Origin of the sequence: Methanocella paludicola SANAE, assembly GCF_000011005.1 — an archaeon.
GTDB lineage: Archaea > Halobacteriota > Methanocellia > Methanocellales > Methanocellaceae > Methanocella > Methanocella paludicola.
This window is the reverse complement of sequence record NC_013665.1, coordinates 1,218,814-1,245,741: the sequence shown is the minus strand read 5'-3', so window position 1 is coordinate 1,245,741 and position 26,928 is coordinate 1,218,814. Positions and strand designations below refer to the sequence as shown.

Annotated in this window: 31 protein-coding genes; 17 read left to right on the top strand and 14 right to left on the bottom strand. The window is 55.7% G+C overall.

Annotated elements, in window-relative coordinates; translation table 11 throughout:
• Positions 1–24: 24 nt before the first annotated feature.
• Together MCP_RS06395 and MCP_RS06390 are read left to right on the top strand one after the other, a co-directional pair.
• Positions 25–963, top strand: coding sequence for a carbohydrate kinase family protein (locus MCP_RS06395; RefSeq protein WP_128860165.1), 939 nt, complete (start codon positions 25–27; stop codon positions 961–963).
• A 103-nt stretch (positions 964–1,066) separates the two neighbouring features.
• Positions 1,067–1,738, top strand: coding sequence for a B3/B4 domain-containing protein (locus tag MCP_RS06390; RefSeq protein WP_128859968.1), 672 nt, complete (start codon positions 1,067–1,069; stop codon positions 1,736–1,738).
• Positions 1,739–1,741: 3 nt separating this feature from the next.
• On the opposite strand, the gene MCP_RS06385 is transcribed toward MCP_RS06390, so the two are convergent.
• On the bottom strand, positions 1,742–1,993 hold the full coding sequence (locus MCP_RS06385; RefSeq protein WP_012900011.1) for a glutaredoxin family protein: 252 nt from the start codon (positions 1,991–1,993) through the stop codon (positions 1,742–1,744).
• A gap of 131 nt (positions 1,994–2,124) precedes the next feature.
• On the bottom strand, positions 2,125–2,529 hold the full coding sequence (locus tag MCP_RS06380) for a tetratricopeptide repeat protein (RefSeq protein ID WP_012900010.1): 405 nt from the start codon (positions 2,527–2,529) through the stop codon (positions 2,125–2,127).
• Between the two features lie 266 nt (positions 2,530–2,795).
• Here MCP_RS06380 and MCP_RS06375 point away from each other — a divergent pair, with 266 nt between their 5' ends.
• From MCP_RS06375 to MCP_RS06350, 6 genes are all read left to right on the top strand, one after another.
• Positions 2,796–3,692 (top strand): thiamine pyrophosphate-dependent enzyme, encoded by an 897-nt coding sequence (locus tag MCP_RS06375; RefSeq protein WP_128567071.1) that lies wholly within the window; start codon positions 2,796–2,798, stop codon positions 3,690–3,692.
• Positions 3,689–4,786 (top strand): transketolase C-terminal domain-containing protein, encoded by a 1,098-nt coding sequence (locus tag MCP_RS06370; RefSeq protein WP_012900008.1) that lies wholly within the window; start codon positions 3,689–3,691, stop codon positions 4,784–4,786. Before MCP_RS06375 ends, MCP_RS06370 begins: the two co-directional genes overlap by 4 nt.
• Positions 4,786–5,328: a 2-oxoacid:acceptor oxidoreductase family protein gene (locus MCP_RS06365; protein WP_012900007.1), complete on the top strand. Its 543-nt coding sequence runs from the start codon at positions 4,786–4,788 to the stop codon at positions 5,326–5,328. The genes MCP_RS06370 and MCP_RS06365 overlap by 1 nt, the downstream gene beginning before the upstream one ends.
• Before the next feature lie 44 nt (positions 5,329–5,372).
• Positions 5,373–5,609: a 4Fe-4S binding protein gene (locus MCP_RS06360; protein WP_128860162.1), complete on the top strand. Its 237-nt coding sequence runs from the start codon at positions 5,373–5,375 to the stop codon at positions 5,607–5,609.
• An 81-nt stretch (positions 5,610–5,690) separates the two neighbouring features.
• Complete coding sequence (locus MCP_RS06355) at positions 5,691–6,494, top strand: A24 family peptidase C-terminal domain-containing protein (RefSeq protein WP_012900005.1); 804 nt, start codon at positions 5,691–5,693, stop codon at positions 6,492–6,494.
• A 98-nt stretch (positions 6,495–6,592) separates the two neighbouring features.
• Positions 6,593–7,882, top strand: coding sequence for an ATP-binding protein (locus tag MCP_RS06350; protein ID WP_012900004.1), 1,290 nt, complete (start codon positions 6,593–6,595; stop codon positions 7,880–7,882).
• Positions 7,883–7,932: 50 nt separating this feature from the next.
• Here the strand turns inward: MCP_RS06350 and MCP_RS06345 are convergent, their stop codons facing one another.
• The 3 genes from MCP_RS06345 to MCP_RS06335 all read right to left on the bottom strand — a co-directional run bounded on the left by MCP_RS06345 (position 7,933) and on the right by MCP_RS06335 (position 11,187).
• Positions 7,933–8,517, bottom strand: a complete 585-nt coding sequence (locus MCP_RS06345; protein WP_012900003.1) for an Lrp/AsnC family transcriptional regulator — start codon at positions 8,515–8,517, stop codon at positions 7,933–7,935.
• Between the two features lie 269 nt (positions 8,518–8,786).
• Entirely contained in the window at positions 8,787–9,071 is a 285-nt protein-coding gene (locus MCP_RS06340) for a DUF424 domain-containing protein (protein ID WP_128860161.1), read from the bottom strand.
• Positions 9,072–9,096: 25 nt separating this feature from the next.
• The gene (locus MCP_RS06335) at positions 9,097–11,187 is read right to left on the bottom strand and encodes a minichromosome maintenance protein MCM (RefSeq protein WP_012900001.1); all 2,091 of its coding nucleotides are present in this window, start codon (positions 11,185–11,187) and stop codon (positions 9,097–9,099) included.
• 79 nt (positions 11,188–11,266) lie between these two features.
• Between MCP_RS06335 and MCP_RS06330 the strand changes: the two genes are divergently transcribed.
• Complete coding sequence (locus MCP_RS06330) at positions 11,267–12,061, top strand: DUF169 domain-containing protein (RefSeq protein WP_012900000.1); 795 nt, start codon at positions 11,267–11,269, stop codon at positions 12,059–12,061.
• 5 nt (positions 12,062–12,066) lie between these two features.
• On the opposite strand, the gene MCP_RS06325 is transcribed toward MCP_RS06330, so the two are convergent.
• From MCP_RS06325 to MCP_RS06315, 3 genes are all read right to left on the bottom strand, one after another.
• Positions 12,067–13,056: a carbon-nitrogen hydrolase family protein gene (locus MCP_RS06325; RefSeq protein WP_394296152.1), complete on the bottom strand. Its 990-nt coding sequence runs from the start codon at positions 13,054–13,056 to the stop codon at positions 12,067–12,069.
• A complete protein-coding gene (locus MCP_RS06320) occupies positions 13,040–13,519 on the bottom strand; it encodes a MarR family winged helix-turn-helix transcriptional regulator (protein ID WP_158301453.1) in 480 nt (159 codons plus the stop codon). Before MCP_RS06320 ends, MCP_RS06325 begins: the two co-directional genes overlap by 17 nt.
• A gap of 101 nt (positions 13,520–13,620) precedes the next feature.
• Positions 13,621–14,496 (bottom strand): SAM-dependent methyltransferase, encoded by an 876-nt coding sequence (locus MCP_RS06315; protein ID WP_012899997.1) that lies wholly within the window; start codon positions 14,494–14,496, stop codon positions 13,621–13,623.
• Positions 14,497–14,623: 127 nt separating this feature from the next.
• Between MCP_RS06315 and MCP_RS06310 the strand changes: the two genes are divergently transcribed.
• Positions 14,624–15,469, top strand: a complete 846-nt coding sequence (locus MCP_RS06310; protein WP_012899996.1) for a TrmB family transcriptional regulator — start codon at positions 14,624–14,626, stop codon at positions 15,467–15,469.
• 91 nt (positions 15,470–15,560) lie between these two features.
• Here MCP_RS06310 and MCP_RS06305 read toward each other — a convergent pair whose 3' ends face one another.
• The 5 genes from MCP_RS06305 to MCP_RS06285 form a co-directional block, all read right to left on the bottom strand.
• Complete coding sequence (locus tag MCP_RS06305) at positions 15,561–16,361, bottom strand: ABC transporter permease (RefSeq protein ID WP_012899995.1); 801 nt, start codon at positions 16,359–16,361, stop codon at positions 15,561–15,563.
• A 10-nt stretch (positions 16,362–16,371) separates the two neighbouring features.
• Positions 16,372–17,166: an ABC transporter permease gene (locus MCP_RS06300; protein ID WP_012899994.1), complete on the bottom strand. Its 795-nt coding sequence runs from the start codon at positions 17,164–17,166 to the stop codon at positions 16,372–16,374.
• Positions 17,167–18,054 (bottom strand): ABC transporter ATP-binding protein, encoded by an 888-nt coding sequence (locus MCP_RS06295; RefSeq protein WP_012899993.1) that lies wholly within the window; start codon positions 18,052–18,054, stop codon positions 17,167–17,169. It abuts the gene before it with no gap.
• Positions 18,055–18,218: 164 nt separating this feature from the next.
• Entirely contained in the window at positions 18,219–18,992 is a 774-nt protein-coding gene (locus MCP_RS06290; RefSeq protein ID WP_128567069.1) for an ABC transporter permease subunit, read from the bottom strand.
• Between the two features lie 28 nt (positions 18,993–19,020).
• Positions 19,021–19,902 (bottom strand): ABC transporter ATP-binding protein, encoded by an 882-nt coding sequence (locus tag MCP_RS06285; RefSeq protein WP_012899991.1) that lies wholly within the window; start codon positions 19,900–19,902, stop codon positions 19,021–19,023.
• A 177-nt stretch (positions 19,903–20,079) separates the two neighbouring features.
• On the opposite strand from MCP_RS06285, the gene MCP_RS06280 reads away from it, so the two are divergent.
• The 5 genes from MCP_RS06280 (at position 20,080) to MCP_RS06260 (ending at position 25,108) form a co-directional block, all read left to right on the top strand.
• Positions 20,080–20,967: a carbohydrate kinase family protein gene (locus MCP_RS06280; RefSeq protein WP_231845182.1), complete on the top strand. Its 888-nt coding sequence runs from the start codon at positions 20,080–20,082 to the stop codon at positions 20,965–20,967.
• A 140-nt stretch (positions 20,968–21,107) separates the two neighbouring features.
• Positions 21,108–21,893, top strand: coding sequence for a carboxypeptidase-like regulatory domain-containing protein (locus MCP_RS06275; protein WP_231845181.1), 786 nt, complete (start codon positions 21,108–21,110; stop codon positions 21,891–21,893).
• A 118-nt stretch (positions 21,894–22,011) separates the two neighbouring features.
• Positions 22,012–22,944: an ABC transporter ATP-binding protein gene (locus MCP_RS06270; protein ID WP_012899988.1), complete on the top strand. Its 933-nt coding sequence runs from the start codon at positions 22,012–22,014 to the stop codon at positions 22,942–22,944.
• 2 nt (positions 22,945–22,946) lie between these two features.
• Positions 22,947–23,807: an ABC transporter permease gene (locus MCP_RS06265; protein ID WP_012899987.1), complete on the top strand. Its 861-nt coding sequence runs from the start codon at positions 22,947–22,949 to the stop codon at positions 23,805–23,807.
• Between the two features lie 26 nt (positions 23,808–23,833).
• On the top strand, positions 23,834–25,108 hold the full coding sequence (locus MCP_RS06260; protein ID WP_012899986.1) for an MFS transporter: 1,275 nt from the start codon (positions 23,834–23,836) through the stop codon (positions 25,106–25,108).
• A gap of 5 nt (positions 25,109–25,113) precedes the next feature.
• Here the strand turns inward: MCP_RS06260 and MCP_RS06255 are convergent, their stop codons facing one another.
• The gene (locus tag MCP_RS06255) at positions 25,114–25,443 is read right to left on the bottom strand and encodes a hypothetical protein (RefSeq protein ID WP_012899985.1); all 330 of its coding nucleotides are present in this window, start codon (positions 25,441–25,443) and stop codon (positions 25,114–25,116) included.
• A gap of 141 nt (positions 25,444–25,584) precedes the next feature.
• Here MCP_RS06255 and MCP_RS06250 point away from each other — a divergent pair, with 141 nt between their 5' ends.
• Positions 25,585–26,274 carry a protease inhibitor I42 family protein gene (locus tag MCP_RS06250; RefSeq protein WP_128567068.1) on the top strand — a complete coding sequence of 230 codons (690 nt, stop codon included), beginning with the start codon at positions 25,585–25,587 and terminating at the stop codon, positions 26,272–26,274.
• A gap of 99 nt (positions 26,275–26,373) precedes the next feature.
• On the top strand, positions 26,374–26,925 hold the full coding sequence (locus tag MCP_RS06245; RefSeq protein WP_158301452.1) for a hypothetical protein: 552 nt from the start codon (positions 26,374–26,376) through the stop codon (positions 26,923–26,925).
• Positions 26,926–26,928: the final 3 nt, after the last annotated feature.

The following is a 26,928-nucleotide window of genomic DNA, read 5'->3' as shown; positions in this document are numbered from 1 at the left end:
CGGATGTGATCACGCTTGGCGGCGATGATCGCGACCATCGGCGACATCAACGTCGACCTGATAGCGCGAATAGACAGGATACCGGCCACGGGTAAGCAGGTCGTCACGCGGGACCTCCAGATGCACGGCGGCGGCTGCTCCGCGAACTTCTCGCTCTCCTGCTCCAGGCTGGGGATGGGAACGCAGCTATTCGGCAAGGTCGGCGACGACGTGTTCGGCCGGTATGTGCTCCTTGAACTGGAGGATAATGGCGTAGATACGGCGAACGTGCTGCTCACCGATAAAAGAACGGGCATGACATTCGCCATGGTGCAGGGCATCGAGCGCTCGTTCATCACATACCAGGGCGAGAACGCCACACTTTGCCTGGACGATATCGATATCTCAAGAATATCCGCAGATATCGTCCATCTTCCCTCGTACTTTTTAATGGACAGCCTGCGACACGATTACATTAAGCTCATTGACCTGATTCATGCGGCCGGTATCAAGGTATCGTTCGATACCGGCTGGGACCCCCGGGGATTCATAGAAGAGACGGTAGGCCCGCTCCGGGAAATATTGCCGAAAGTGGACCTGTTCATGCCGAATATGGACGAAGCCAGGAACATTTTAAAACTGGGCGGAGACGCCGGGCCGGAAAAGGCTGCCGGGATGCTGGTGGGTATGGGCGTTAAGACGGCGGTGGTCAAGGTCGGCGAAGGCGGCTGCTGGATCGCCGACCGGAACACGTCGGAGTATGTCCCGGCCTTTAAAGTAGACGTGGTAGATACTACCGGGGCCGGCGATAACTTCGCGGCCGGGTTCATAAGCGCGTACATAAGCGGCAGAACACTGCGCGAGTCGGCCGTGATAGGCAGCGCCACGGCGGCCCTCAAGATCGGCGGCGTAGGCTGGCCCGCCTATCCTGAGCGCCGACAGGTCAATAAATTCTTGAGCGATAGGGGCTTCGAGGGATTTTGATGCCTCGTCATCGATCTTTTATTCTGCTTTTAGCCCTATCCTTTCCGTAGTACCGATAGTTTATGTAATATTAAAGGAAAATGACACAATGGAGTATGCTTTTATGGAATTTAGCGCTGCCGTGCTGGAAAAGTTCCCGGGCATCTGTGTGGTCGAAGGGGATATCACATCGGTCAGCATCACTGCAGAGAACTTAGGCCTTGAGGCTTTGAAAGTGGACGTTGCACGGACCATCGGCTCGCAGTATACGCTCGAAAAGGTCAAGGACGACCCGGTATTCCGGGCATACCGGGACTTCTTCTGGAGCGTCGGCATCGACCCGACCAAGACCCGGCCCGCATCGGAGGCGCTGGTCCGCAGGCTACTTTCGGGCGGAAAGCTCCCGAAGATCAACACGGCGGTAGATGCTTACAACCTGGCATCCGCCCTGAGCGGCGTGCCCATCGCGGCCTTCGATGCCGATAAATTAGAAGGAAGCCTCACGATGCGATTCGCCGCCGAAGGCGAGACATTCCGGGGCATCGGCATGAAAGAGACCATCGCCCTCAAGTCGAACCAGGTGATCCTTACGGACTCCAAAAAGATCATCGCGATATACCCGTACAGGGACTCGGACGATACCAAAGTAACGATGGACACCAAAAATATCCACATCGTAAGCTGCGGAGTCCCTCGCATCGATAAAAACAAGGTGCTCGAGGCCTATGGCCTCTGTGCACGCTACCTGAAAGAATATGCGGGCGGCTCGCCCTCAGACCCGGCACCCTACCCTTAAAATTCAACGGGCCGGAGCCTGCTCGGCACTCAGCATTTTTTTGAGCTCGTCCGGGTTAAAACCGAGCATCGTCTTTTCGCCGAAAACCACCAGGGGCGTAGCGCGGGCCTTATACTTATTCACGAGGTCGTCCCACGCGGCCCTGTCCTTAGTGATATCCTTCTCCTCGAACGGGATATTATTATCACGCAGGTAGTCCTTCAGCTCCTGGCAATAGCCGCACGTCGGCTGAGTATATATGATAAGCGTAGGCATGATCAAACACAATAAGTTGGCTTCGGCCGCAGGTTTAAAAAGGATTTTACCGGAATGCGCGCGGATTTTGCCGAAATACGCCCATCTGCAAAGCGTGCTAAGGAACAGGAAGCCCCATATAGAGACGGCCTTTATATTCCGGTACTGATCGATGCGGCGGCGATGTATTCGTCCTCGGCCTCCTCGAAGCGTTTCATGACCTCGAGCATGACCGCGTAGCTGAAACGTGCGAAATAGCTTCGGGGAGCGATACATATCGCCTTCTTGTAGTGTGTTTCGGCATCGTTGTACCGGCCGATACGGCACAGCAGGTTCGCATAGCACACGTATGCATCGGCAAAGTCGGTCTTCATCTCGCCGGCCTTCAGGTACTCAGTGCCTGCGTCCTCCAGCCGGCCCTCGTGCTCCAGAAGCCTAGCGTACTGGAAATGAGCGTCCGGGTTATCGGGCTCCACCTCAATGGCCTTACGGGCATTCGATATTATGTCCAAAGACTGCATAATGACGGACTGGCTACTACCACCCTTGATACTCATTTCGCGATTCTCATCCGGGCTGATATAAAATTAACTTAAATATTTGGTAACAATTGACCCCAAGCCATTAAAAATCGGCGCATTATGCCCGTCCGCACCGTTATTATAGCTATAGCAAGCATTTTTTATTCTACATGCCCCAACCCGGTGCTGGCCATCATACGATTGCAAGACATATGGTAGCACATACCATAACATTAAATAACAAAAGAAAAAAGTATAATCCTACACCAAGACCATACGTTTTTCCGAATAAGGTGAACTTGATGCTGGACGACATCCCGGAGGATGAATTCCTCTATAAAGGCAACACGGCCTGTGCCGGGTGCAGCGCAATGCTGGCACTGCGCTATATTCTTAAGGCGGCCGGCCCGAATACGATCATCGTGAACCCCGCATGCTGCTCGACGGTATGCCAGGGCACCTATCCCAGGTCAGCTTACGGCGTTCCCGTGCTGAACATCGCGTTCGCCGCAGCGGCGGCAGCGGCCGACGGGATCGCCTCGGCGGCGCGGAACAAGGGCAAGAACATCATCGTCTTCGCGGGCGACGGCGGCACCGTGGACATCGGCATCCAGGCATTATCGGGCGCCATCGAGCGCAACGCCAACATCCTTTACGTTTGTTATGATAATGAGGCCTACTCTAACACGGGCATGCAGAAGAGCGGCTCTACGCCCTACGGCGCCATCACCACGACCACGCCGACCGGCAGGAAGGACTCCAAGAAGGACATTGACCTGATCATCATGGCCCACCGGCCCCGGTATATGGCCAGCGCGTCGTCGGCCTACCCGAAGGACCTCTTTAATAAAGTCCAGAAAGCCCTGAGCATCGAGGGCACGAAGTTCATCCACGTCCAGTGCCCGTGCCCGTCCGGCTGGCGCTACGCGACCGAGAAGTCGGTCGAGCTGGGAAAGCTGGCAGTCAGGTGCGGCATGTGGTTCCTCTACGAGTACGAGGACGGTAAGCTTACCTTGAACGCCCCCACGAAGGCAGCTTTGAAGAGGCCCGCACCGCTGGAAGACTACGTAAAGCCCCAGGGCCGGTTCAAGGGCGTCGACATCGAGCGCCTCCAGAAGGAGGTCAACGAGGGCATGGGTCGTATCCGGGACATGGCTAACATGGATGCCCTTGAGAAGGCAAAGGAGGGTTCGCAATGAAGAAGATGGCAACAGGCAACCAGGCGGCCGCGCTCGCGGTCAAGGAGTCGGACGTCGAAGTGGTCGCTGCTTATCCTATCACCCCGCAGACCGAGGTCGTGGAGACCATCGCGAGCTTCGTCGAGACGAGGCAGATGAAGGCGTCCTACATTCGTGTCGAGAGCGAGCATTCTGCCCTTGCGGCCTGTATTGGTGCATCCGCCTCCGGAGCCCGGGCATTTACCGCTACGTCGAGCCACGGTTTGCTGTATATGCACGAGATGATCCACTGGGCTGCCGGAGCCCGACTCCCCATCGTGATGGCCAACATCAACAGGGCGGTCGGCCCTGCCTGGAACATCTGGGCCGAGCACACGGACTCACTATCACAGCGCGACACGGGATGGCTGCAGTTCTACGCGGCGACAGTCCAGGAAGTCTACGATACGGTACTCATGTCATACAGGCTGGCCGAAAAGGTCAACCTGCCTACAATGGTCTGCATGGACGGATTCATCCTTAGCCACGCCATTCAGCCCCTCGAGATCACACAGCCGGGCGACTTCATACCGCCCATCAACATACCGCACGCGCTGGACACGAACGACCCGATGTCCTACGGCAACCTGACGGCCCAGAATGACTACTTCAAGTTCAGGCGGGCCATGCACGACGCCCAGAAGGAGGCCAACGTCGAGTGCCGCTCTATCGAGAAGGAGTTCGCGGAGCGCTTCGGCCGCAAGTACGGGCCCACGGATGAGTACCGGACGGAGGACGCGGATACGGTCATCGTCGGCATGGGCACCATGGCACGGGAAGCCGAGGTGGCCGTCGACCTGCTGAGAAAGGAGGGCATGAAGGCCGGCTCTATCAGGGTCAGGCAGTTCCGGCCGTTCCCCAAGCTTAACATTGAGGGCAAGAAGGTCATTGTGCTGGACAGGGACTGCTCCTTCGGCGCCGGCGGCATACTGGCGCAGGAGATCCGGTTCCACCACAATGTGCCCGTCTACAACATCATCGCAGGCCTCGGCGGCCAGGACGTCCGCTACGAGACGATAGCGGACCTTGTGAGAAAGGCTAAGCCCGAAGGCGAGTTCTGGCTGGGGGTGGACTAATGCTGGAGATACGCATCCACTCGAGAGGCGGCCAGGGCGGCGTCACGGCGTCGAAGCTGCTGGCACAGGCCGCGTTCCTTGAAGGCAAGTACGGCACGGCTTTTCCGCTATATGGCGCCGAGCGCCGCGGAGCGCCGGTCACATCGTTCACGCGCATCTCGGACCACGACATCAAGGTCGTGAGCCAGGTCTATAACCCGGACATTGTCATCGTGCTCGATGATACCATCATGGACCTGGTGGACGTCACTGTCGGGCTGAAGGAGGGAGGGCTGCTCGTCGTGAATACGGAGAACGGCGAGAAGCTCAAGGACCCGAAGTATAATAAATTCCGGATCGCCAGGGTCAATGTCACGGATATCGCCCTGTCGCTGGGCCTCGTCCTGTCGGGTAACCCGATCCTGAATACGCCCATAGTCGGCGCGATGGCGAAGCTCGGCGTGGTCAAGCTCGAGTCCGCGGAAAAAGCTATCAGGGACATGTTCAGCGACGAGCGCAACGTGAAGGCGGCGGAAGCGGCCTATGAAAAGGTGATCGTATGAAGCAGGAGGCTAAGCTCGTGAGCGTTAAGAAGGCGAAGGGAGACATGCCGCTGACACCAGCGTCGAAGCCCCAGCACGGGGCCGCCGGCAAGACCGGCACCTGGAGGACGTTCAAGCCCGTCGTAGACCGGGAAAAGTGTAAGGACTGCGGTAACTGCATCCTGTATTGCCCCGAGTCCTGCGTCGACAAGGGCTATAACATCGACTACGACTATTGCAAAGGCTGCGGCATCTGTGCGAACGAGTGTCCCGCCAAGTGCATTAAGATGGTGAGGGAGTGACTCCCTGAGAGAATGATTACCCTTATCTCCCATTTTTAAACTGTAAAAAAGAATAAATAGCTTACTGACCATCTCCATGCTATGTACGGTTGGGAATGGTTGGACATCGTTCGTATCGCCATATGCCTGGTCATTCTCGGCTATTCCTGCGTGACCGACTGGAAAATACGCCGTGCCCCCAATCGCCTGTGGTATATCATGGGCGGCATAGGGCTGGTACTCGGCCTATATCAGTTGTACAGCTTGAACTTTAACAATTATCTCGTATTCTCGTGGGCTTTGAACATCATCTTCATCTTCGTCCTGATGTACTTCCTGTTCTACTTCTTCCAGTACTTCGGGATGAGCGGGCTGGGCGGCGCCGACGCGAAGGCGCTCATGGCCATCGCCCTGATGTTCCCGTATTATCCGATTATAGACATAGCCGGCCTATCGCTGCCGCTGACGAGCGTGTCCCGCTCAATCATCTTTGGGCTGGCCGTCTTCGGCAACGCCCTGGCGCTGAACCTCGTGGTACCAATAGCCATATTGATCTATAACCTGGTCACTGTGCCATTCGGCGAGCTGGCCGCAAGCCCCATGATGGCCTTAACCGGCTACAAGGCAAGCATTGAGAACCTTAAGGGCAAGCACGTGCGCCTCATGCACAAATACCTGGAAACCCCGGAAGGCAAGCCCGAAATTAAGCGCACCTTCAGCGGGGTGGACATAAGCGAAGAGATCTACGACAGGATCACAAAGTGGAAGAACGAGGGCATCATCGGGCCGAAAGTCTGGATAACGCCCAAGATACCGTTCCTCATCCCCATAACGCTGGGATTCATACTGTCCATCGTGTACGGCGATATACTCATGCAGATCATATCGCTGATACTGATACACTGAACTCCCCGGGACCCCGGAAAGTATATTAAAAAGAAGCTTTTATCAACAAGTTCTATATATAATACTAATTTACGACCCCTAAATCACGGAAGGTACACATGGCAAGCATAAACGAGAACGCCGTGCTCGACGTTCTAGAATTACTATTAACCGCTGAGATCTACAACAACTCGAACAACCTTGATGAGGACGACCTGCCGCCCCAGATCCGAAAGCACTACTGGGACGCCAAGGAGAAAAAAGTCAACCGTCCCATGAAGGTCGTCGAGTCCGATATCAAGGCTATCTACGGCCTGGACAACGCGAAGGACATCATGTCCTCGCTTCCCTTCGTCAACTTCGACGAGTTCGGCTCCATCTACACGCTCACAGTGCTCGACCTGGGCACCAAGTGGTTCGCCAAGAAGGACGTCAAAGACCGGATCAACAACAACCCCGTCCTGGCCTTCTACTACCAGAATTACGGCAACTTCGACGTCGACTATAAGGAAGTACGCTCCCGTAACCCGACCAAGGAATCGGGCAGGGAATGGATCGACGGCCTGAGCAAGAGCATCGCCGACGAAGGCGCTGACTCCATCGACATGCTCAAGCTCGTCCACATCGTGGCGCCGGAAGAAGTGGGCCAGAAGCTCGACGATATCGTATTGACGGGCGAACAGGAGGCCGAGGTCGAGAAGATCGTCAAGGCCATCCAGTACCGCGACTACCTCCGTAAGATCGGCCTGCGCGAGATCGGCAAGCTGCTTTTCGTGGGCCCGCCGGGAACCGGCAAGACGTCCACGGCCCGTGCCATGTCCGCCCGCCTGAGGCTGCCCTTCCTCGAGGTCAAGCTCTCGATGATCACGTCCCAGTACCTGGGCGAGACGTCCAAGAACATCGATAAGGTGTTCGAGCTGGCCAAGAAGCTGAGCCCGTGTATCCTGTTCATCGACGAGTTCGACTTCGTCGCCAAGACCCGTACTTCGGACGAGCACGCCGCCATCAAGCGTGCCGTGAACACGCTGCTCAAGTGTATCGACGAGATCAGCCTGGTCAACGACGGCGTCCTGCTCATCGGCGCGACCAACCACCCGAAGCTGCTCGACAACGCCGTTTGGAGGCGTTTCGACGAGATCGTCATGTTCCCGCTGCCCGACCGTGACATGCGCAAGAAGATCTTCGAGCTGGTGCTCGACCCGATCGACGGCGATTTCGACATCGACGCGCTGGCGGACCGGACCGAGAACTATGCCGGGTCCGACTTACGTCTGATAGTCCGTGAGGCTGTGCTTAACGCTCTGACCGAGGACCGTACTAAGCTGAACCAGGAAGATATGATCAAGGCCCTCAAGCAGTTCGAGGACCGTATTAACCTGCGGCTTAATGACGATGCGGGCACCAGTTAAAGATATTAAAAAGAGAGTGAAGTCCACGGCAAGCCCGTGGACAGCTAATTTTAAACCTGGACCCGGAAGTTCTCTAAAGCATTCTCAAGCGCGGTGCCGATCTTCTTCTCGCCCTTGACGGCCTTCTGTGTGCGGCTGACCTCGCGCTGGCGCTTCTTCTCGTCCATCTCATTCTTCTCTTCGACACTGAGGATATTGACTTCGGCGATCTCGCGCACTGCCTCGAGGATGATGGACACTTCGATGTCAGTGACGCCCAGGGGCGTGACTTTATTCTTTATAGTACGGTTAAGCTCCTCGTCATCGGTGGCGGCCATGAAGAACGCCAGGTTCTTATCCCCGCTCGTCCGGTAGATCTGGAGGACGCCGTTCACCGCTTTCAGATTGTTCGCGATCTCCTCGAAGCTGGATATAGGGACCCTCGCATAGAGGATGGCACTCCGGTTCAGGCCGACCCGGGGCTTGTTGATGATAGCCGTATAGCCTTCGATGATCTTCTGGTCTTCCATGAAGCCGATGCGCTCTCGCACCGTGGATTCGGCCCGGTCCATCTCTTTCGTGATGTCCTTGTATGTGATCCTGCCGTCCTTCTGTAGAAGCTGTAGAATTTTTTTATTGAGTAAGTCTATCTCCATATCCAATCACCGGCCCAAGTGTCGATGCACATAAAACGCTATTTCGTGCATTGTTATTTATATCCTAGCTTATTACTTAAATAATTAATGTTCATAATATAAATATGTTTACTATTATTGCCCTGGCCTGAAACTGTGTAGATTAATCGTAGGCCTGTTGCGCCATCCTGTATGTAATGAAATTAGAAATCGTTCTGTGGAATGAATGAATTCCGCATATATTACGGATATTATAAAAATAAGCAAAAGCTTACGTACTAAGCAAATGCTTAGATGCACACCATTTGAGCGTGAGGCACGCCCTGGATGTAAATGACATCCGAGGGGTTGACGAAGCCGTTCTCGACGGCGGTGGCGACGCTCTGCTCGCCGACGAGGTTTGCGATGGTGGCGTCACAAAGGGCCGAGACCACCTCGTCCTTATCCGCACGCTCCTCGCCATAGAACTCCTTATTGACCTTCAGGTGAATATCGCCTTCGGTAAACTCCTTACCGAGACAGCTCTCGTCGGAGACCGCCACGAGGACCTCCTCGCCGATATGATAGACCTTCATGTACACGATGCCACGCTCACACGCCTCAGGTATGGCTGTAGAAGCCGACCTTGGGCTCGAATATTTCGCCAATCTCCTTTAATTTCTTTATCTCTTTTTCTACTTTATCCTTCGTCAGGCCGTGCTCGGCCGCCTTCTCCACGATCTTATCGAGGGGCACGCCTCCGGAGCCATACTCTTTCGCAAGGTCCATGATGATGTTCTTCAGGTCCTTGATGCGCTCGCGCTGGGACTTGCCCACGCCGACCGTGAGTATGTCGATGTCCAGGTTGCCGGTCTGCGGGTCCGTGCCCACCTGCTTGAGGCTCGACATGGTGATGGCGATGGTCCTCTCTACGTCCTCGATGTTAACGCGGTCGCTGAGGCGCATGCGGGCGCTCGCTTCCGACAATCGCACCAGGCCTTCCAGCTGTCGTGCCGTAACAGCGATGGGGCTGTTCTTATCTTCGCCCGGCTTACGCAATTCAAGGTAGAACTTCGTGATGCGCTCCCGGGCCTCGTCGGTCATGACCGGGTATACGTTGCGCTTGGCGTAAGCGATGTACTTCCTTAGTAGAGTGGCGTCGATCTCGGGCAGGATCGGGCTCTGGGCCTCTTTAACCGCGACGTCGGTCACAAAGCTAGAGGCATTATGCGTACGGTGTGCCCCGAGCTCTCCGGCGTAGTGCGATTTCAGGATATGCCCCGCGATCCTGGAGTCCCGCTTTTCGTCCGGCTTGTCCTGCAAAATGAAGATCAAGTCGAAACGGGAGATAAGAGAGGGAGGCATGTTGATCTGCTCGGCGATGTTCTCGAAGGCATCGAAGCGCCCGAGCTTCGGGTTCGCCGCGCCCAGCAGCGAGCAGCGGCACTTGAGCGTAGCAAGTATGCCCGCCTTCGCGACGCTGATGGTCTGGCTCTCCATTGCCTCGTGCAGAGAGCTCCTATCCTCGGATTTCATCTTGTCCATCTCATCGACGGCCGCGATGCCCTTGTCGGCGAGGACGAGCGCGCCGGCCTCCAGCGTCCAGCTTCCGTCGAAGTCGTCCTTGACGGCCGCCGCGGTCAGGCCTGCCGAGGATGCGCTCTTACCGGATGCATAAACGCCACGAGGCGCAAGATTAACAACATAACGCAGTATCTGCGATTTCGCAATACCCGGGTCACCGACCAGCAGGACGTGAATATCGCCCCGGATGCGGGTACCATCGGGCAGATTTTTCACAACGCCAGAAAACAATTGTAAGGCTACAGCCTCTTTAACTTCCTCATACCCGTAGATAGAGGGCGCAATCGAGCCGATGATCTTCCTGAATACGTCCTTATCCTTCGCCAGCTTGAGAATGGTTTCCTCTTCCTCGGGCGTGATCTCAAGCTCGTCGAACTCCTGCTCCTCGAACTCGAGCGAATTACAATCGACGTAGATCTCAAAATAAACGGTCTTGCCATCCTTGTTTATTTTTTGCACCGAGCGCAGGATGCCGTTCACTACGACTCGCTCGCCCGGCGTGAGCACTCCGGACAGGTCGTTGTTCACGTTGACATCAAGGGTCTGGGGCTGCTCGCCTCCCCTGAGGTCCTCCGGGGATTCCTGGATCTTGATGCGCTGGTAGTCCTCGAAGGTCGACTCCTTGAACATCAGCCGGAAAACGCCCTTTTTCTCCTCGTTACAGCTACAATAGGAGGGCTCAAGGAACTTGCCGGAGCCTTCCTGGGGCAGATAGATCTGGTTGCCGCACCGGGCACATTCGAACGCCGCGACGATGATGCGGGGGCGGACGTCGGTGATCTTACGGACAGTGCCCTCGATGGATACGAACGAGTTGATATGGCTGCTCCTTAGCTCGCGGATCTGGGTCTTCCGGGGTATCCTGACGACCCTTACGAAGGCCGCCACTTTCCGCTTGACGGGCAGGTCCACAAGAGGTATCGCGTCCTCGGCGTCCTTAATGACTTTATCGGGATTCTTCAGAAGCTCCTCGGACAGGCGCACGTCAAATTTAACAATCTCCTGGAATTCGATGGTAAGGGACTTAGACTTTGCGTCGGATACCGCAAGCTGCTGGATATCGGGCTTGTAGTACCGTGTAAAGAACTCCTTCCATTTTTGTTTGGATGATACGACGCTCGCCGCCATCGGGCTCACTCCTGTCGGGAAGTGAGAATATACCACCTTACACATATATGGCTTTCGAGGGTATATTGAAAGTATTGAGATGACCATGATGACCGCAATATCGATAAAAAAGATCGGGGAACGTATCCGGACCGCAGGAAGATTGAAGACGCAGCCGTTATGCGTCTATGGTGCAGAGAGCGTGCCCGATGGCGGGAAGCCGATCACGTCCGTCGACCGGTGCCTCGCGAAGGCGATCTACATGGCCTCGCTATCAGAAAAATCCCCGCCGCTGTACTTCGGCAAGGGCGCGCTGGCCGGGTGCTGCGCGGGCGGCATCGGCTGGACCGGATACGGTAGGATGGCACCCCTCATCGACTTTTTCGTTTCGACGGGCACAAAAGAGTTCCGCAACGGCGAAGCCGAATACCTGAAAGCCAGCCCCGACGCCGTTAAAAGGTCGAAGGAAGCCCTTGGCGCCGTAACACCGCCCGGCACGTATACGGTCATCCGGCGTTGCGAAGACCTCGAGGCCGACCCGGGAGTGAAGGCGATAATATGCTATGGTAATGGCGAGCAGATCAGGAACCTCAGCAGCATGGTCCACTTCAGGAGCACGGACACGTTTAACGCTGTAAGGGCCTCCTGGGGCCCGACATGCGCCACGATTTTGACCTATCCGGCGGGGCTGGCGGAAAAAGCGCCCCGCGATTCGGCTTATATTGGCCCGATGGACCCGACAGGGAATTGCTGGTTCCCCGAAGACCGGATGGCGCTGGGAATACCGATACGGATCGCTATCGGCATTTGCGAGGACCTGGACAGCGCCTTCGTCACGAAAAGGCCTCACGTCGCTTATCCGGAAGTCCATGAAAAACTGGAAAAGATCGTTTAAAGCCCCTAGCCGTTGCAGGCTAGTGCCTTCCGCTTTCGCTCGCCGCTCAGCTTATAGCTTATTTTTCCCCGATAGATCTCCAGGGGCATGACGATCTTTCTCATGGGGAATGCCCCGGGGTGGAGCCAGCCGCCGTAATCAGGTATTTCTGCCTTATGCTTGCGTGCCGGGTCCATCGTAACGTCCGCCACGATAATGCCCTCATCGTGTCCGGTTTGTGCTTTTATAGACTTGTCCGAGTCGACGATGGCCGACAGGCCCGGGTAACGGAAGTACTCAGGCGTCAGCACCCTGCCCAGTATGCCAGGCCAGCGCCCGCCTTCGATCGGACCGGCCTGGTTGACGAAGACTACCGGTATACCGAGTATCATTGAGAACAGCAGGGCGTACTCGTGGGCATTATCGTTCTGCTCTTTGATATCCTGCTCTGATATGAGCTTCGATGTACGGTATGGCGTCGGCCACGCATGCGGCATTAACAGGATGTCCACGCCTTTTTCTTCCATGAGCTTCGGAAGAAAGACGACATGGTTATCGGCGCAGATGCCCACGCCGATGCGTCCGATATCGGTATCGATGACGTGGGAGGCCATATCGCCGGCTTTGAAAATGTCATATTCTGTCTGTGTCTTTCGTACCCTGCCGATGGCCTTACCCTGCGGGTCGGCCAGTAAATACGTGTTATAGAAGTCCTCGCCTTCGCACCCGACCAGCCCTGCTCCCAGGTAAATGCCCAGCCGCTTCGATGTAGATGTAAGCCACTGTTCTATGGGGCCTCCGGCGGGCTCGGCCATATCCCAGGCCTGCTTGGTGAGCGTATACCCGGTCATGCACATCTCCGGCAGCACGACCATCTTTGCGCCCTGCCCTGCCGCATCCTCTATCATCCGGGTCGCATGCCCGATATTTTCCTCGACCATCCCGAGGCGGGACGTCATCTGTATGGCGGCGACGCGGAGAGCTTTTACTGATGCCGTGTTATTCGCCTCCCGGATGCATGTTGTCAGCGATCTTCGATAGGAGTCTTATGAACGTCGTACGTTCCCGGTCGTCCAGAGGATCGAGCATATTCGAGGCGAGCATGAGCAGTATACGGTCGTGCTCCTTGCGCACTTCCTTGCCTTTTTCCGTGAGTTCCAGCCCGTATGAGCGGCGGTCCCTGGGGCTGATCGTGCGCCTGGCCAGGCCTTGCTTTTCCATGCGGTCGATGACGCCGGTTAGAGTACTATTAGGCACGTCGAGCCTGTCCTTAATCTCGCCCAGGACGATGTCCGGCTGTGCCTGGACGAGCAGGAGGATGTGCAATTCCATCTTCGATATTCCCTTTAGCTTGTCGGACCAGGTCTCCAGCCTGTCGGACCGCATTTTATTAAGTATTGTCAGCAGGCTTTTGACGGTCATGTAGATATGCTCATCATGAAGCGCATTGACAGCGCCCGATTCTCCTGTTTTTCCCATACCGGCCATCTCCATGATATCAAGTTATTACGTAATTAGTATATTACGTATATAGTAATAAATGTTTTTGCAGTCACACGGTAAACGATAATAAAAAAGAATTAGCCGTTCTTTGGCCTGACCGTTGCGTGGACGATGGAATAGATCGGGGCTACTTGCCTTTTCTCGTTGGCGCCCTTGAAGTACATGCGGTGTAGGTCGTCGCCGGTGACGTTCACGACGTGGTCGAACCCCCGGCCCTCCATGAACTCTTTGATCGTACTGCTGTCGATGCCGTATACGATCTCCTCGCCGGAGAACGCCTTATAACGCCTCATCGACGATATCTCGGAGCGCTTATAGGTACCGTCTACGACGGCCTTATCGGTATAGTCGAAGATGACGGAGCTTCCATTCCCGGAGTGGCCCACAATGAAGGCCAGTGTGCCATCGACTGCCTCCGGCGTGAGATAGAATACGACGCCTTCCATGATGAACAGCGTCTTGAGGCTCCCGTCATAGCCGCTTTCCTTCAGGCGCTCGTCCAGTTTCTGGGTATTAAAGTCTACCGGCACCAGGACGACACCATCCGGTATGCCACCGAAGACGTTGACCAGCTTTTTACGCTTGATCTCCTGTGTTCCGGGCAAATCGACCTCGAATACCTTGACCCGGCCTTTAAGCTGTTCGAAGCGATAAGCCCGGGAATCGTAGCCGGCGCCCAGAATGACTAACTGCTTTATCCCATCTTTGATACAGGATTCCAGGTAGTCGTCCATGTAGCGGCAGCGGACGACCAGGTAGCCCACTACGTCGGGGCCCTTGATCTTATCCCAGCCGAGCCTCATGAAGAAATTGACGAGGTGGTACATCCAGGTGCTGATAAAATGCCGGGCGTAAGTGTCGTTACAGATACGCTCGCCCTCGGGCTTCCTGGACTCGTATGCCCTCAGGGCGGCGATGCCCGAGGCGCTGGTGCTTGACTGGCTTTTATCCATATTTTCACGACCTGATACACAGTAATTAACCGGTTAACTACAATAGACATGAGTACAGTAATCGAATATATAACTTTCGCTTTGGTCGTTAACTATTTAACTACCAATGATAAGTCTGTTAGTAAGCATGAAAAATATCTCGCCCGCCCTCGTGGCATCGCTCAAAACGCTGGGCCTCTTCGATTCGGAGGCCAAGGTCTATTCGGCGCTCGTCCTTTACAAGTACGCCGAGGCGAAGGACCTGGTCGAAATGCTGGATATCAGCAAGCCGAGCATCTACGAGAGCCTGCGGACGCTGGAAGAGCGCGGGCTGGTCGTGGAGACGAATAGCAAGCCGCTGGTCTACCAGGCGATCCCGCCCGAGATCGCCGTCCGGCTCCTGGCGGACGTGTACGTGAAGGCGGCGGAGGAGGCGCTCCGGGGGCTGCACGCGCTGGAAAAGGAGAACCGGCAGGAGAAGTCCGCCCGCGCCCTCTGGTCGATATATGGCAACGCGACCGTCGGCTACAAGATCGATGACATGATCGACCATGCGGAGCAGAGCATTTATTGCATGGCATCGGACCGCTACGTGCGCCATCTGGAGCGGGCGGCGGGCAAAGGCGTTAAGGTCACCCTCATGGTCATGTCGGACGACGGGACGCTCGAAGGCAGGCTGAAAAAAACGTTCGAGAAGGACGACGCGACGATCTACGTCATGTCGGCAAAGGAAATGATCGATGCCTTTTCCGCTGGCGAGATGGGAAATACGAATAAGGTCACGCCCTTTAAGGAAGCGATGGGCGTCCTGGACCATCGCAGCGCGTTCATGCTAATAACGGATGACCGCGAATTCCTGTACGTCCCCCCGATCGCCGGGGACGAGATCAGCGCCCTGAACACGACGAACCAGGCGTTCATCATGAGCTCGAAGTTCATCTTTTCCCCGTGGAGCATGAAAAAAGCACCGGATAGTAAGCCGCGGAAAAAATAAATAGAAGATCAGTCGCCCTTCGGCCGTAACGCTTGAGCTGTCTTTCATTTTTTCACCGGCTACTTGAGCATGTAAAAATAAAAAAGGGACATCAGGACACGTTAATGTCCCTTCTCTGGAAGGCCACGACAGCCAGCGCCACGAACACGATCGCCACGGCCAGCATAACGCCAACATCGACCAGGCTCAGGGTCCGGGTCATCAGCATCTCGTTGTACCGGGCATAGTGGAAGAGCGACAAATAGCGTATCGGACCCAGCAGGTCGACGATCGAGCCCACGGTCTCCATGAAATACATGAGGACCAGGACTCCCAGCGATGTCAGCGCCGCCTTCCGGCCATCGCTCAGATAAGCCGAGATGGACATCGCGATCGCGCCGAAGGCCAGCGTCAACACGCCCATATACCCTATCGCATACGCTATCCACGGGATCGATGTCGTGATGTCGAGCGCTTTGACGGCGACGACGACGCCGACCAGCATCGCCAGCATCATGATCGTGACCGTCGCGACCAGTGCGGCATAGCGAGTGAGGACGAGGCGGGTGCGGACGATGGGCTGGGCCAATAGCAGGTCGATGGTCTTATGGTCGACCTCGCCGGAGAGGAACCCGGCCGTCAGCCACGCGACGAAGCCGGCCGCGATCAGTCCGGTGAACATGAGGCCCTTGGTCGAGATATAGCTCTCGAACGAGTTATCCCACTGCAGGTTGCCCAGCAACACTTTAATGGCCGGATTCTCGAGGAGCTCGTTGATGCTGGCCGTGGACAGGCTCGCCGTCGAGGGGTACAGGGCCGTGTAATAGGCCATGAACACGAAGAATAGGGCGGTGACCAGGCCGATGCTCTTCCACTTGTCCAGCAGCGTTTGTCGAAGTACTTTAAGGGACATGTCATACCTCCTATACCACGTTAATATCCCGGCGATGGAATGTATACACCGCTAGCGCAACGAATACGACGGCCACGGCGATAAGGACGCCGAGGTTGCCCAAATTCAAGTCATGGTAGACCATGATGTTGCTATACTGGACGTAGTGGAACAGGGACAGGCTGCGGACGATGCTCACCTTTTCCACGGACTCCCCGATGGTCTCCATGAAGTACATGGCGAACAGCAGCCCGAGGGACACGATCGCCGCCGTCCGGCCGTCGCTCAACAGCGCCGAGATGAACAGGGAGATCCCGCCGAACGCCAGCATGAAGGCCCCCGCGAAGACCAGCGCATACGCGAGCCAGCCGTAGGATGCGGCGATGCCCATGTATTGGGTCCCTACGTACAATCCGACCATGATCGCCGCCATGAGCAGGATGACGATGGGTATGAGGGCGGCATATCGGTAGATGACCAGCCGGACCCGGGTGACGGGCTGCGCCAGCAGCAGGTCGATGGTCTTCATCTCGATCTCCCCCGCGAGGAAGGACGCAGTCAGGAATGCGATGTATCCACATATGACCAGTGCTGACAGGGTGAATAATTCGAGAGTTATGAAGCCGTCGAAGGACGTGAAGTCGGGAATCTTACCCAGCAGCGCCTGGAAGGCGGGGCTCTTCATGAGCTCGTCGAGGCCCGTCATCTTCTGGACCTCGGGGAACATCGCCACCATGTAGGTGACGAAGATGAGGATGAGCAGCACCGCCAAACCGGTCCCCCTCGCCTTGTCCTTGAGCGTCTGGAACAGGACCGCGAGGGACATTCACTTCACCCCGGGCGTGTAATACTGCATGAAGATGTCGTCCAGCGTCATGGAGTGGATGTTGACGTCCTCGACGTCGTAGGAGGCGATATCCCGGAGTATGTTCCGGATATCGCCGGCCGCCGTCATCCGGTAGTACCCGTTGAGCTGCGCCACGTTGCCGATGCCGCTGATCGTGAAGGGCTCAGGCTTCGCTCCCCGGAACTTCACCTCGACGACCTTGCCAGCTTTGTGCTTGAGGCTCTCCATGTCCTCCTCGGCGACAATCATGCCCTCCTTGATGATCGCGACGCGATTGCAGACTTTTTCAACTTCGGAGAGCACGTGGGACGACATGAAGATGGTCTTACCATTGGCGGCCTCTTCCCGGACCACGTCCATAAAGATCTGCTGTACAAGCGGGTCCAGGCCCTTCGTCGGCTCGTCCATGATGACCAGGTCGGGATCATTCATGAGGGCCTGGATGAGGACGACCTTCTGCCGCATGCCGCTGGAATACTCCCGCATCCTGCGGTCGAGCCGGATCTCAAAGCGCTCCGCGTACTTTTTCGCCGACGCCGCATCGTACTGGCCCCGGATGCCACCGATATACTCGAGATACTTCCAGCCGGTCATGTGGCCATAGAGGTTCGCGTCACCGGGGACGTACCCGGTCCGTTTCCGGATCGCGAGCGAGTCCTTCTGGCAGTCCATGCCTAAGATGGTCGCTCTGCCACTCGACGGCCGGATGAAGTCGAGCAGCGTGCGGATCGTGGTCGATTTACCCGCACCGTTGGGCCCGAGGAAGCCGAAGATATCGCCTTTTCGTACGGTGATATTCACGTCTTTAATGCCCCGGTTTTTTCCGTAAAACTTAGTCAGATTTTTCGTTTCGATGACAGTTTCCATTGTTAAGCCTCAGCTGATTTTTGCCGAAGGCATGTGCCACTTTATTCGGCATTAGGAAGTCTCCTTATTGCTTATTTAAGGATTTTCTTGCCAGCTAAACTCCCGGTATATAAAGATTACCGCTTGTAATTAAAAAAAGAGCCCCTGTCGGGGCTTTGCTATTTTTACGTGACGTTGATGTCGCGCTGCCTGAAGACGATGACGGCGAGTACCAGACAGACCACGGTGATGACCAGCAATATCCCGGCATTCCGCCAGACGACCTCGTGGTTCATGACGATCGAAGTCAGCCTTACATAATGGAACAGGGACAGGCTCCTCGCCCAGTCGATGCTCGTGACCATCGAGCCGATGTTCTCGACCAGGAACATGCCGAGCAGTATGCCCAGAGATACCAGGGCGGCCTTCCTGCCATCGCTCATCAGGGACGATATCAGCAGCGCCATCGCGCCCACGGCGACCAGGAAAAAGCCCATGAACAGCATGGCATAGGCGAACCACCGTATCGAGGAGTCCTCTCCGATATACCGGCCTCCGGCGTAGATAGCGGCCAGCTCCGCCAACACGATTAAGGCGATGAACGGCAGCATGGCCGTGAACCTCGATATGATGAGCGACTCACGCCTTACCGGAAGCGACAGCAACAGCTCGCTGCTCTTCTGCTCGATCTCCCCGGCCGCGAACGAAGCCGCCATAAAGATGATGTACGCGCCCAGGACGAGCCCCATGTAGCTGAACACTTCCATGGTCATGAATCCCACAAATGTGCCCATGGTGGCTACCTGTTCCCCGAGTAGCGCCTGGAACGTGGGATTGCTCAGCATGTCGTCGTACATGGACATGTTCGGCTTGAGCGCCGGGTAGAACGTGGCGATCCAGAACACGTACAGGAAAAGCAGTACAGCGGCTACTGTGGCGCCAACCCACTTATCCTTTATAGCCTGCTTGAATACTTCCAGCGCCGTCTTACTTCGCCCCCTCGTAGTAGTGCATGAAAATGTCTTCGAGCGTCATCTGGTGTATGCTGATATCCGCCAGCCTGTGGCGGGATATCTCCTGGAGAAGCTCCTCGAGACTGCCGGTGACCGTCATGCGGTAAGCGCCATTGACCTGCGTTAAGTTGCTGATGCCGGGCAGGTAGAAGATCTCCTTCGTCAGGGGCTGCGCGAACTTGACTTCAAGCACTTTGCCGGATTTTTGCCGCAGCGCCTCGACCTGCTCCTCGGTCACGATGCGGCCTTCCTTGATGATGGCCACCCGGTTGCAGGATTTTTCCACCTCCGAGAGCACGTGCGACGACATGAATATCGTCCGGCCTGCGTCCTCGTGCAGCATATCCATGAAGGTCTGCTGCACCAGCGGGTCGAGGCCGTTGGTGGGCTCGTCCATTATGATAAGGTCAGGGTTATTCATGAACGCCTGGATGATAGCTACCTTCTGCCGCATGCCCCTCGAGTACTCCTTCATCCTGCGGTCGAGCCGGATGTCGAGCTTCTTCGAGTATTCTTTTGCGGCCGAGGTATCATATCCACCTCGTATGCGCCCGAAATATTCGAGGAACTTCCAGCCGGTCATGTGGCCGTACAGGCCGAAGTCGCCCGGGATGTAGCCGATGCGCTTTCGGATGGCTACGGAGTCCTTGCGGCAGTCCATGCCGAAGATCGTGGCGGAGCCGGCCGAAGGCCGGATGAAGTCCAGAAGAGTCCTTATGGTGGTCGATTTGCCCGCGCCGTTCGGGCCTAAAAAGCCGAAGATGTCGCCTTTGTTTACTGTGATGCTAACGTCCTTTATCCCGCGACTTTTGCCGTAAAATTTTGTCAGGTCCGTTGTCTGTATTACCGTTTCCATAGTTAAGCCCCCATTGGCTTATTCTGGTCAAAGCCCGCCCACGTGCCTTTCTCGGCGGGCAACGGGAACATAAACTATCTACGAACAACAGGTTACGCTCCATACCGGAGTACCGGTAAATGATTAGGTTAGACGATATGGTATTTAGGGTTTGCGATGAAAACTTAAAAACATAGTATGGCGTATAATGTAATCGTGTACGACGTTTTTTGCTATGGCGCTATCTCGCTGGATATCTCGGGAAGGCTCGAGCGGCAGCAGTACGAGCACGAGCAGGCCACGGCGATCGATTACCGGATGTCCGTCGGCGGCGACGCAGCGCTCGCGGCGCTGACCTTATCGAGCCTGGGTATGAGAGTCGGCCTGGCAGGCAGCCCGATAGGCGACGATCCTATGGGCGACTATGTATTATGGAGCCTCGAAAAGGAAGGGGTAAAGGCGCTGGTCCAGAAAGTCGGGAAGACAGCCTTAACGGCCATCGTCCTGGACAGGCTGAAGCGCTCGACCATTACTTTTCACGACAATACGCCCGAGGACGAGATCCCGATACCCGACGACTTCAAGAGTTCAAAATACGTTTACGTCGACGGCTGCTTTGGCAGGAACGGCGCCATCATTGCGAAGGCGGCCCGAGCCGCAGGCATACCTGCACAGCTTAATCTCGACGTGCCCTCCATCCGGAACATAGGGCTTTTCGACGTCGTCATCGCCGGCGAGGAGATATCGAAGCTCATATCGGACGACCCGGTCGAGGCTGCACGAAAGATCTACGAGGCCAACAATGGCCTGGCGATCGTTACGCTGGGCGAAATGGGATGCATATGCTGTGACGGGGCCATCGTCAGCGTGCCGGCGTTCGATACGGAGGCGGTAGATACGACCGGCGCAGGGGCGGCATTCGCCGCCGGGTTCATGTATGCACGGCTTCGGGGCATGTCCCTTGAGGAGTGCCTGGAGTTCGCCAGCGCCGCTGGGGCGCTTAAAGTGACTGCGAGGGGTAGCTACCGGAAGACATCGGCGGCAGAGGTTTTTGACCTCATTTCCGCCCATAAAAATCGATTATAAGCCGATATATACGGCCTCATTCGTAGTTAAAACAAGCTTATTATAGCAAAAAGGCCTAATTTTTTATGATATCTATGAGAAGAAGCATCCACATAATATCTTCCGTGGCTTTTATTTTTTTGTTATCGGCCTGCCTTATATTGCCTGCGGCGGCCGCTTCTGCACCGGGAAGCATCAGCGGCAAGGTCGCCTTCAACACCGGCCAGGCAGTACCGGACGGTACCATTGTGAAGCTCGTCAACGGGTCGAACGCTTCCGATTACATCCCCGGCTTCAACGTGACCCCGGACGAGAAAGGCTTCTTCCAGTTCACGAACGTATCAGAGGGCTTCTACCGGGTCTACGCCTGGTCTCCATACTATGTGGAAGGCTATTCCGAAGGCCTGAACGTCACCACGAACGATACGTATACCAGGAGCGTCGTCCTCATGGCGATGCCCTACTATGCGAACATGACCATGAGCACCCAGCACATCACCTATGGTAACAGCGCCGACATCACTGTCCAGATAAACGATTACTGGGGCCACTCCGTAGGTGCCGGATGGCAGATCCTGCTCCGCTCTAGCGTGGGGATACTGAACCCCGACAGCGCGTTCACCGATAAGGATGGTAAGGTCTATACCAGCCTTCCATGGGTTGACAACTCCACGCCCGCCGAAATAACGATCTTTGCCATATCGACCAACGGTAGCTCGTACGGCCTGGAGGAGAACGTCGAGTTCGTGACGCCAACGGCGACTGCGACTCCAGCGATCAGTGCCACGCCCACGGCTAGCCCGACCGTAGCCCCCAACGCGACTACAACGGTCACTACTACTCCGACCGCCATCCCAACGGCCACCTCGACGCCCACCCCGGGCTTTGTGCTCATCGGCGCCCTCATCGCGCTTGGCTTAGTCATTGCGTTTAAGAGATATAAATAAAAGTTTACGGGCATCGGCCCAGATGCCCAAAATACTTCTTTGAGCCTATGCCAAACTACATGACTATTTATATTCGAAACGCCTGATGTAATGACATAAATTCAACGAAGGCCAATATATGAACGCGATAGAGACGCATGGCTTAACCAAGGACTACGGCAACCTCGTCGCAGTTAAGGACCTCGACCTCACGGTCAAGCCGGGGATCGTGTACGGATTCCTGGGCCCCAACGGCGCGGGAAAATCCACCACTATCAACATGCTCATGGGATTCATCAGGCCCACGGCCGGCTCGGCCAGCATCATGGGCTTAGATGCAAAGACACAGCACCTTGAGATAAAAAAGATCACGGGCTACCTGCCCGAGCGGCCCGCATTCTATGACGACCTCAGCGGCAGGGGCAACCTCGAATATTTCGGCAGGCTCATCGGCGTAGAGGAGCTGGACGGCCGTATCGTGGAACTGCTGAAGACAGTAGGGCTCGAAGGCCGGGGCAACGACCGGGTGGGAACTTATTCTCATGGCATGCGCCAGCGCCTCGGGATCGCCGTGGCATTACTGGGCAGCCCGAAGCTTCTCATCCTGGACGAGCCCACGACGGGCCTCGACCCGCAGGGCTCCCATGACATCCGTGAAGTCATCAAAAAGCTGAAAAGCGAGAACGTCACCATTTTCTTATCATCCCACATCCTTCACGAGGTGCAGGACATCAGTGACGTGGTCGGCATCGTGAAGAAGGGCAGGCTCATCGTCGAGCGGCCCATCGAGGAGTTCCTCAGGAGCACCGAAGGGAACATGCCCGTCATCGAGATAATGGCCCCGAGGTTCGAGGACGCCCATCTCGACCTGGTGAAAAAGATCAAGGGAGTCGGCGGAGTGACTCGCAATAACGGCTTCATCGACGTGACGGTCGAGAGCCCGGCGCTGGCCGAGGATATCAACATCGCCCTGGTCAATGCCGGATGCCGGGTCCGCGGCATACGGGAAAAGATGCCCACTCTCGAGGACGCATTCCTTAAAGTGACCGCCGAGGGCAACGTGGAGGGCTGAGCATGGCAGCACAGGGACAAATGAATGATATACTTATCATCGCCTCCAAAGAATTCCGGGACTACTTAAAATCCAAACGGTTTATCTTAGTCGGGGTTCTTTACGCGGTAATGGCGCTCGCCATCCTGGGCATCACGATCATGAGCCTGAACTATATGAAGAGCATGGGGCTGATGTCGGACTTTATGCCTTCTCAGGTCCTGAGCACTATGGACTACCTTAATATTATCCTGGTACTTCTGGCGGTCATCATTACGGCCGACACGATATCTGCGGAGAGGAAGGACCGGACCATTTATCAGCTGTTGTCTAAGCCCGTGGAGCGGAGCACGGTCATCCTGGGTAAGTTCATAGGCTGCTTAGGAGTAGTATCGTTCTTCTACGGGGCAGGCTCGATCATCGCATACGTGCTGACGGCGGTCGTCGCGGGCGTTGTGCCGTCCGGCACGGACCTATTGAATGCCGCCATGGTCATCGTATTCATGGTCATCCTGTTCGGCGTTTATGTGGCCCTGGGCATACTGATATCGACGGTGACCAAAAACCCGCTCATATCCATCCTCGGCGGCATCGTCGCGTGGGTCGCGCTGTACTTCTCCAACACGATAGGCAATCTTATCGGCTACCTTTCCCTGATGAACGGGGGGACGATCATCCTTGGAGATTCGTTCGCTCAGTACCCGCTCTACGCGAAATTATTGATATGGATCGACCCGATCAGCCACGATATCGTCAGCCCCCTGCTCGCGGGCACGGCGGACAAGGTCGGCATGCCGTTATGGGCAAACGTCGTCATCCTGCTGCTATTTACGGGCATACTCCTCCTGGCGGCCGACGGGCTGTTCAAGAGGCAGGACATCTAAGCAATAATAAAAACGAGCGTGCGAACGTGCCGGGTATCAAAGCGCTAGGGGAATATCTTAGCAGGGCGGGGCAATTCAGCCACAACGCCCGATCATACCTGGCGTACTATTTTTTACTGTCCGTACACCTCGGCATTTACGGCGTCATATTTAATCTATACATCCTGAGGCTGGGGATCAGGGAAGACATGCTCGGGCTCATGCTCTCCATCGTCTTCATCTCGACGGGCCTGGCAGCCGTGCCTGCCGCTTCGCTCTGCGACAGGCTGGGCCGCAAATACACGCTGTTATTTTCCATCATCGTCACGTCATCGGCGCTGTTACTGCTATATACCGTAACTTCGCTCGACTGGCTCCTCGTGCTCAGCGCAGTATACGGCATCGGCACGGCCTTCTACACGGTGGCAGGCTCGCCGTTCCTGATGGAGAACTCGAAGCCCGACGAGCGCATGTACCTGTTCTCGACGAATTCGGCGCTCTCCCAGGTGGCATATATCTTTGGCTGTATGGCAGGCGGCATGCTGCCCGATGTACTGTCCGGGATGGGAGTGGACCCGATGAGCCCGGAGGTATATCGCTATACGCTATTCCTGTCACTGGCAATTATCGCCCTCTCGGCCCTGCCCATACTCAGCATGAACGAGGAACGCAGAAAAGCCCGGCCTGTAAAAAGGTTCGAAGTGCTGGGCTCGGCCCTACGCTCGAGGGACGTGCAAAAGCTCATGGTCATCAACGGCCTGGTCGGCATCGGCGCCGGCATGATCGTTCCCTTCTTCAACGTCTATTTCCATAATTTAATGTCAGCCACGACTGACCAGATCGGCCTGATATATTCCATGGGCGAGATGGTCATGATCGTGGGCCTGATGGTCATCCCTCTCATCGTGGAGCGATTCGGCAAGATCAAGACCATCGCCTTCACTGAGCTCGCTTCCCTTCCCTTTCTCATAATGCTCGCGTTCACCACGAACATTTACGTGGCGGCGTTCGCCTACATCATGCGTATGACCCTAATGAACATGGCCAACCCGGCCATCAACAACTTCAACATGGAGCTCGTATCGGACGAGCAGCGGGCAACGGTGAGCAGCCTCACGTCCATGTCGTGGTACATGTGCCAGTCGCTGAGCGCCTACCTGAGCGGCATCATGATGGCCGGCTCCAATTACGTGCTGCCCTTCATGGTCACCTGCGTGACCTACGTTTGCTCGGCATCCCTGTATTACCTGTTTTTCTACAGGGTAGAGAAGGAAAGATCGAACGTGCCGCTTGCCAGGATACCCATTCCGGTAAAAAAATAGGCTGATCAGCCGTATGCCGGTATGCCGCCGATGCCGTTGGCCATCAGGGCGAACATCTGGTTAACGGGCGACGTCTTCATGCTCGACGTCCAGTTATTCACTGTCAGCTTAGGCTTAACATGCGTTCCCAGGAAGTTTCCGGAGAAAAGGTCCGCGTTGCTCGGCGCGAATATGATCGGCTTACTACCAATGTCCGACGCTGAGATCTGGCCGAATCCCATGCTGCCTATCGATAACGAAGGGAACGAGAACATGCTGGCCGAGGCCGCATACCCGGTGGAGACGAGAACTGCGACGGCCAGCAGCGCTGCGATACATAGCTTTATCATTTTCATGACTACCCTCACCTCAACTATTAAATATAGTTCATGCGGCAGCGGGCTAAATAATAATCCAATTAATTTGCCGTTATTTTGCTAAAAGTATGTGATTATGTCGTATTTGCTTTTTATGCGGGCGGAGATAACTTAGTTACGATGGTCATGAATGCAAGGGCTACTGCGGTCTTTTTTGTCGTTACTGCTATGTTGACGTGTTCTACAGCGTGCTGCGCCAGTTTCGGGCTGTCGTCGTACTTATCGGGGCTGTCTTCTTTCGGCTTCCCGGCGGGCCTTATCGACTCTTCGCTGAGCATGCCGGATACGTATTTGTCGGCATTTAATTCCTCGCAATTTTTACCGTCGCTTACGCAGCCTGCGTCTTCCTTGAGCTTCCTGCCAACGCCGGCCTCCTATCAATCTCAACTCCCAGCGTCGATCAATATCTCGGATATATTATCCAGCTCGATGATGCAGCCGGCGACAAGCAGCTTTACGAACTGGTCGCCATCCACGACGGATAACTATGGCGAGTCCAGTAATGGCGGCACCATTACGGTCAAGCTCGGGGACACCATACACCTCCAGCTTCCCGCCCGAGTCGATCAGGGGTATATCTGGAACCTGACAGTCACCGACGGCCTGAACATCACCAGCGAGCGCGTGTATACGCCACAGCAGATAAGCTCGCTATTCAGCGGCTCCGGGCTGTCGAAGCTCGAGGTCACCCAGGAATGGGACATTAAGGCTGTTAAGCCAGGGACCCAGGTAATACTTGGCAGCTATAAGAGCTCGGCGGAGAATGGCACTTACGATAAGGCGTATAAGCTGACGGTGATCGTGGAATAATTTCTTATCAGGGCTTTACCGGCTTAAAACAAAAAATACCGCTTAAAGCCGGTATAATGCCGTATAATCCTTTTACGCATGTATAGCCTAATTCCTGTCGTGGGTATTGAGATGAGGATCAAGATCATCGCTTATTTAGCTATCGCGATATTGCTTGCTTCGCCGGCCGCTTCGGCGAGCCTGGTATCGTTAACGTTCCCGGCCATCAGGCCGGTATATGCCGGCGATACTGGAAAGCTGATGGAAGCGATTGGCGGGCTCGTAGAATTCACTAATGCGGAGGTCGCGAGCCCCGGGATAAATGCTTCGACGGCGAATTTCCCCGACAGTTCTATTTTGTCAGATCGAATAACGTCCCTGCCGGGGGCCATAGAGCTATTGACGGCGCTGGCGCCTCCCGTTAAGCCGGATAATGCCGCAAGGGACAACATAAGCCGGACGCTCACCGGCATGAATTTAACATACTATAGCATTGCCGGAAAGCCTATGAACTACACGATCACGGCCGACAGCATCAAGAGCATAGAGCCGTACCCGTACAAGGGTAAGCCGGCATGGAAGGTAAGGGTCGGCGAAGGGCTGGCCTGGGACCTGATCATGGACAGGTCCGGTACGAAGATCCTTAAGACCGACCAGCTATTCCGTACTTGATGT

Excerpts from the sequence above, each read along its gene's own strand:
- MCP_RS06385 (WP_012900011.1), bottom strand. The coding sequence starts at position 1,993 with ATGCCTACGCTTATCATATATACTCAGCCGACGTGCGGCTATTGCCAG.
- MCP_RS06270 (WP_012899988.1), top strand. The coding sequence starts at position 22,012 with ATGAACGCGATAGAGACGCATGGCTTAACCAAGGACTACGGCAACCTC.
- MCP_RS06265 (WP_012899987.1), top strand. The coding sequence starts at position 22,947 with ATGGCAGCACAGGGACAAATGAATGATATACTTATCATCGCCTCCAAA.
- MCP_RS06370 (WP_012900008.1), top strand. The coding sequence starts at position 3,689 with ATGAAGAAGATGGCAACAGGCAACCAGGCGGCCGCGCTCGCGGTCAAG.
- MCP_RS06345 (WP_012900003.1), bottom strand. The coding sequence starts at position 8,517 with ATGGAGATAGACTTACTCAATAAAAAAATTCTACAGCTTCTACAGAAG.
- MCP_RS06310 (WP_012899996.1), top strand. The coding sequence starts at position 14,624 with ATGAAAAATATCTCGCCCGCCCTCGTGGCATCGCTCAAAACGCTGGGC.
- MCP_RS06340 (WP_128860161.1), bottom strand. The coding sequence starts at position 9,071 with ATGAAGGTCTATCATATCGGCGAGGAGGTCCTCGTGGCGGTCTCCGAC.
- MCP_RS06315 (WP_012899997.1), bottom strand. The coding sequence starts at position 14,496 with ATGGATAAAAGCCAGTCAAGCACCAGCGCCTCGGGCATCGCCGCCCTG.
- MCP_RS06300 (WP_012899994.1), bottom strand. The coding sequence starts at position 17,166 with ATGTCCCTCGCGGTCCTGTTCCAGACGCTCAAGGACAAGGCGAGGGGG.
- MCP_RS06285 (WP_012899991.1), bottom strand. The coding sequence starts at position 19,902 with ATGGAAACGGTAATACAGACAACGGACCTGACAAAATTTTACGGCAAA.
- MCP_RS06360 (WP_128860162.1), top strand. The coding sequence starts at position 5,373 with ATGCCGCTGACACCAGCGTCGAAGCCCCAGCACGGGGCCGCCGGCAAG.
- MCP_RS06380 (WP_012900010.1), bottom strand. The coding sequence starts at position 2,529 with ATGAGTATCAAGGGTGGTAGTAGCCAGTCCGTCATTATGCAGTCTTTG.
- MCP_RS06365 (WP_012900007.1), top strand. The coding sequence starts at position 4,786 with ATGCTGGAGATACGCATCCACTCGAGAGGCGGCCAGGGCGGCGTCACG.
- MCP_RS06255 (WP_012899985.1), bottom strand. The coding sequence starts at position 25,443 with ATGAAAATGATAAAGCTATGTATCGCAGCGCTGCTGGCCGTCGCAGTT.
- MCP_RS06395 (WP_128860165.1), top strand. The coding sequence starts at position 25 with ATGATCGCGACCATCGGCGACATCAACGTCGACCTGATAGCGCGAATA.
- MCP_RS06350 (WP_012900004.1), top strand. The coding sequence starts at position 6,593 with ATGGCAAGCATAAACGAGAACGCCGTGCTCGACGTTCTAGAATTACTA.
- MCP_RS06375 (WP_128567071.1), top strand. The coding sequence starts at position 2,796 with ATGCTGGACGACATCCCGGAGGATGAATTCCTCTATAAAGGCAACACG.
- MCP_RS06390 (WP_128859968.1), top strand. The coding sequence starts at position 1,067 with ATGGAATTTAGCGCTGCCGTGCTGGAAAAGTTCCCGGGCATCTGTGTG.
- MCP_RS06330 (WP_012900000.1), top strand. The coding sequence starts at position 11,267 with ATGACCATGATGACCGCAATATCGATAAAAAAGATCGGGGAACGTATC.
- MCP_RS06320 (WP_158301453.1), bottom strand. The coding sequence starts at position 13,519 with ATGGGAAAAACAGGAGAATCGGGCGCTGTCAATGCGCTTCATGATGAG.
- MCP_RS06355 (WP_012900005.1), top strand. The coding sequence starts at position 5,691 with ATGTACGGTTGGGAATGGTTGGACATCGTTCGTATCGCCATATGCCTG.
- MCP_RS06335 (WP_012900001.1), bottom strand. The coding sequence starts at position 11,187 with ATGGCGGCGAGCGTCGTATCATCCAAACAAAAATGGAAGGAGTTCTTT.
- MCP_RS06250 (WP_128567068.1), top strand. The coding sequence starts at position 25,585 with ATGGTCATGAATGCAAGGGCTACTGCGGTCTTTTTTGTCGTTACTGCT.
- MCP_RS06305 (WP_012899995.1), bottom strand. The coding sequence starts at position 16,361 with ATGTCCCTTAAAGTACTTCGACAAACGCTGCTGGACAAGTGGAAGAGC.
- MCP_RS06295 (WP_012899993.1), bottom strand. The coding sequence starts at position 18,054 with ATGGAAACTGTCATCGAAACGAAAAATCTGACTAAGTTTTACGGAAAA.
- MCP_RS06280 (WP_231845182.1), top strand. The coding sequence starts at position 20,080 with ATGGCGTATAATGTAATCGTGTACGACGTTTTTTGCTATGGCGCTATC.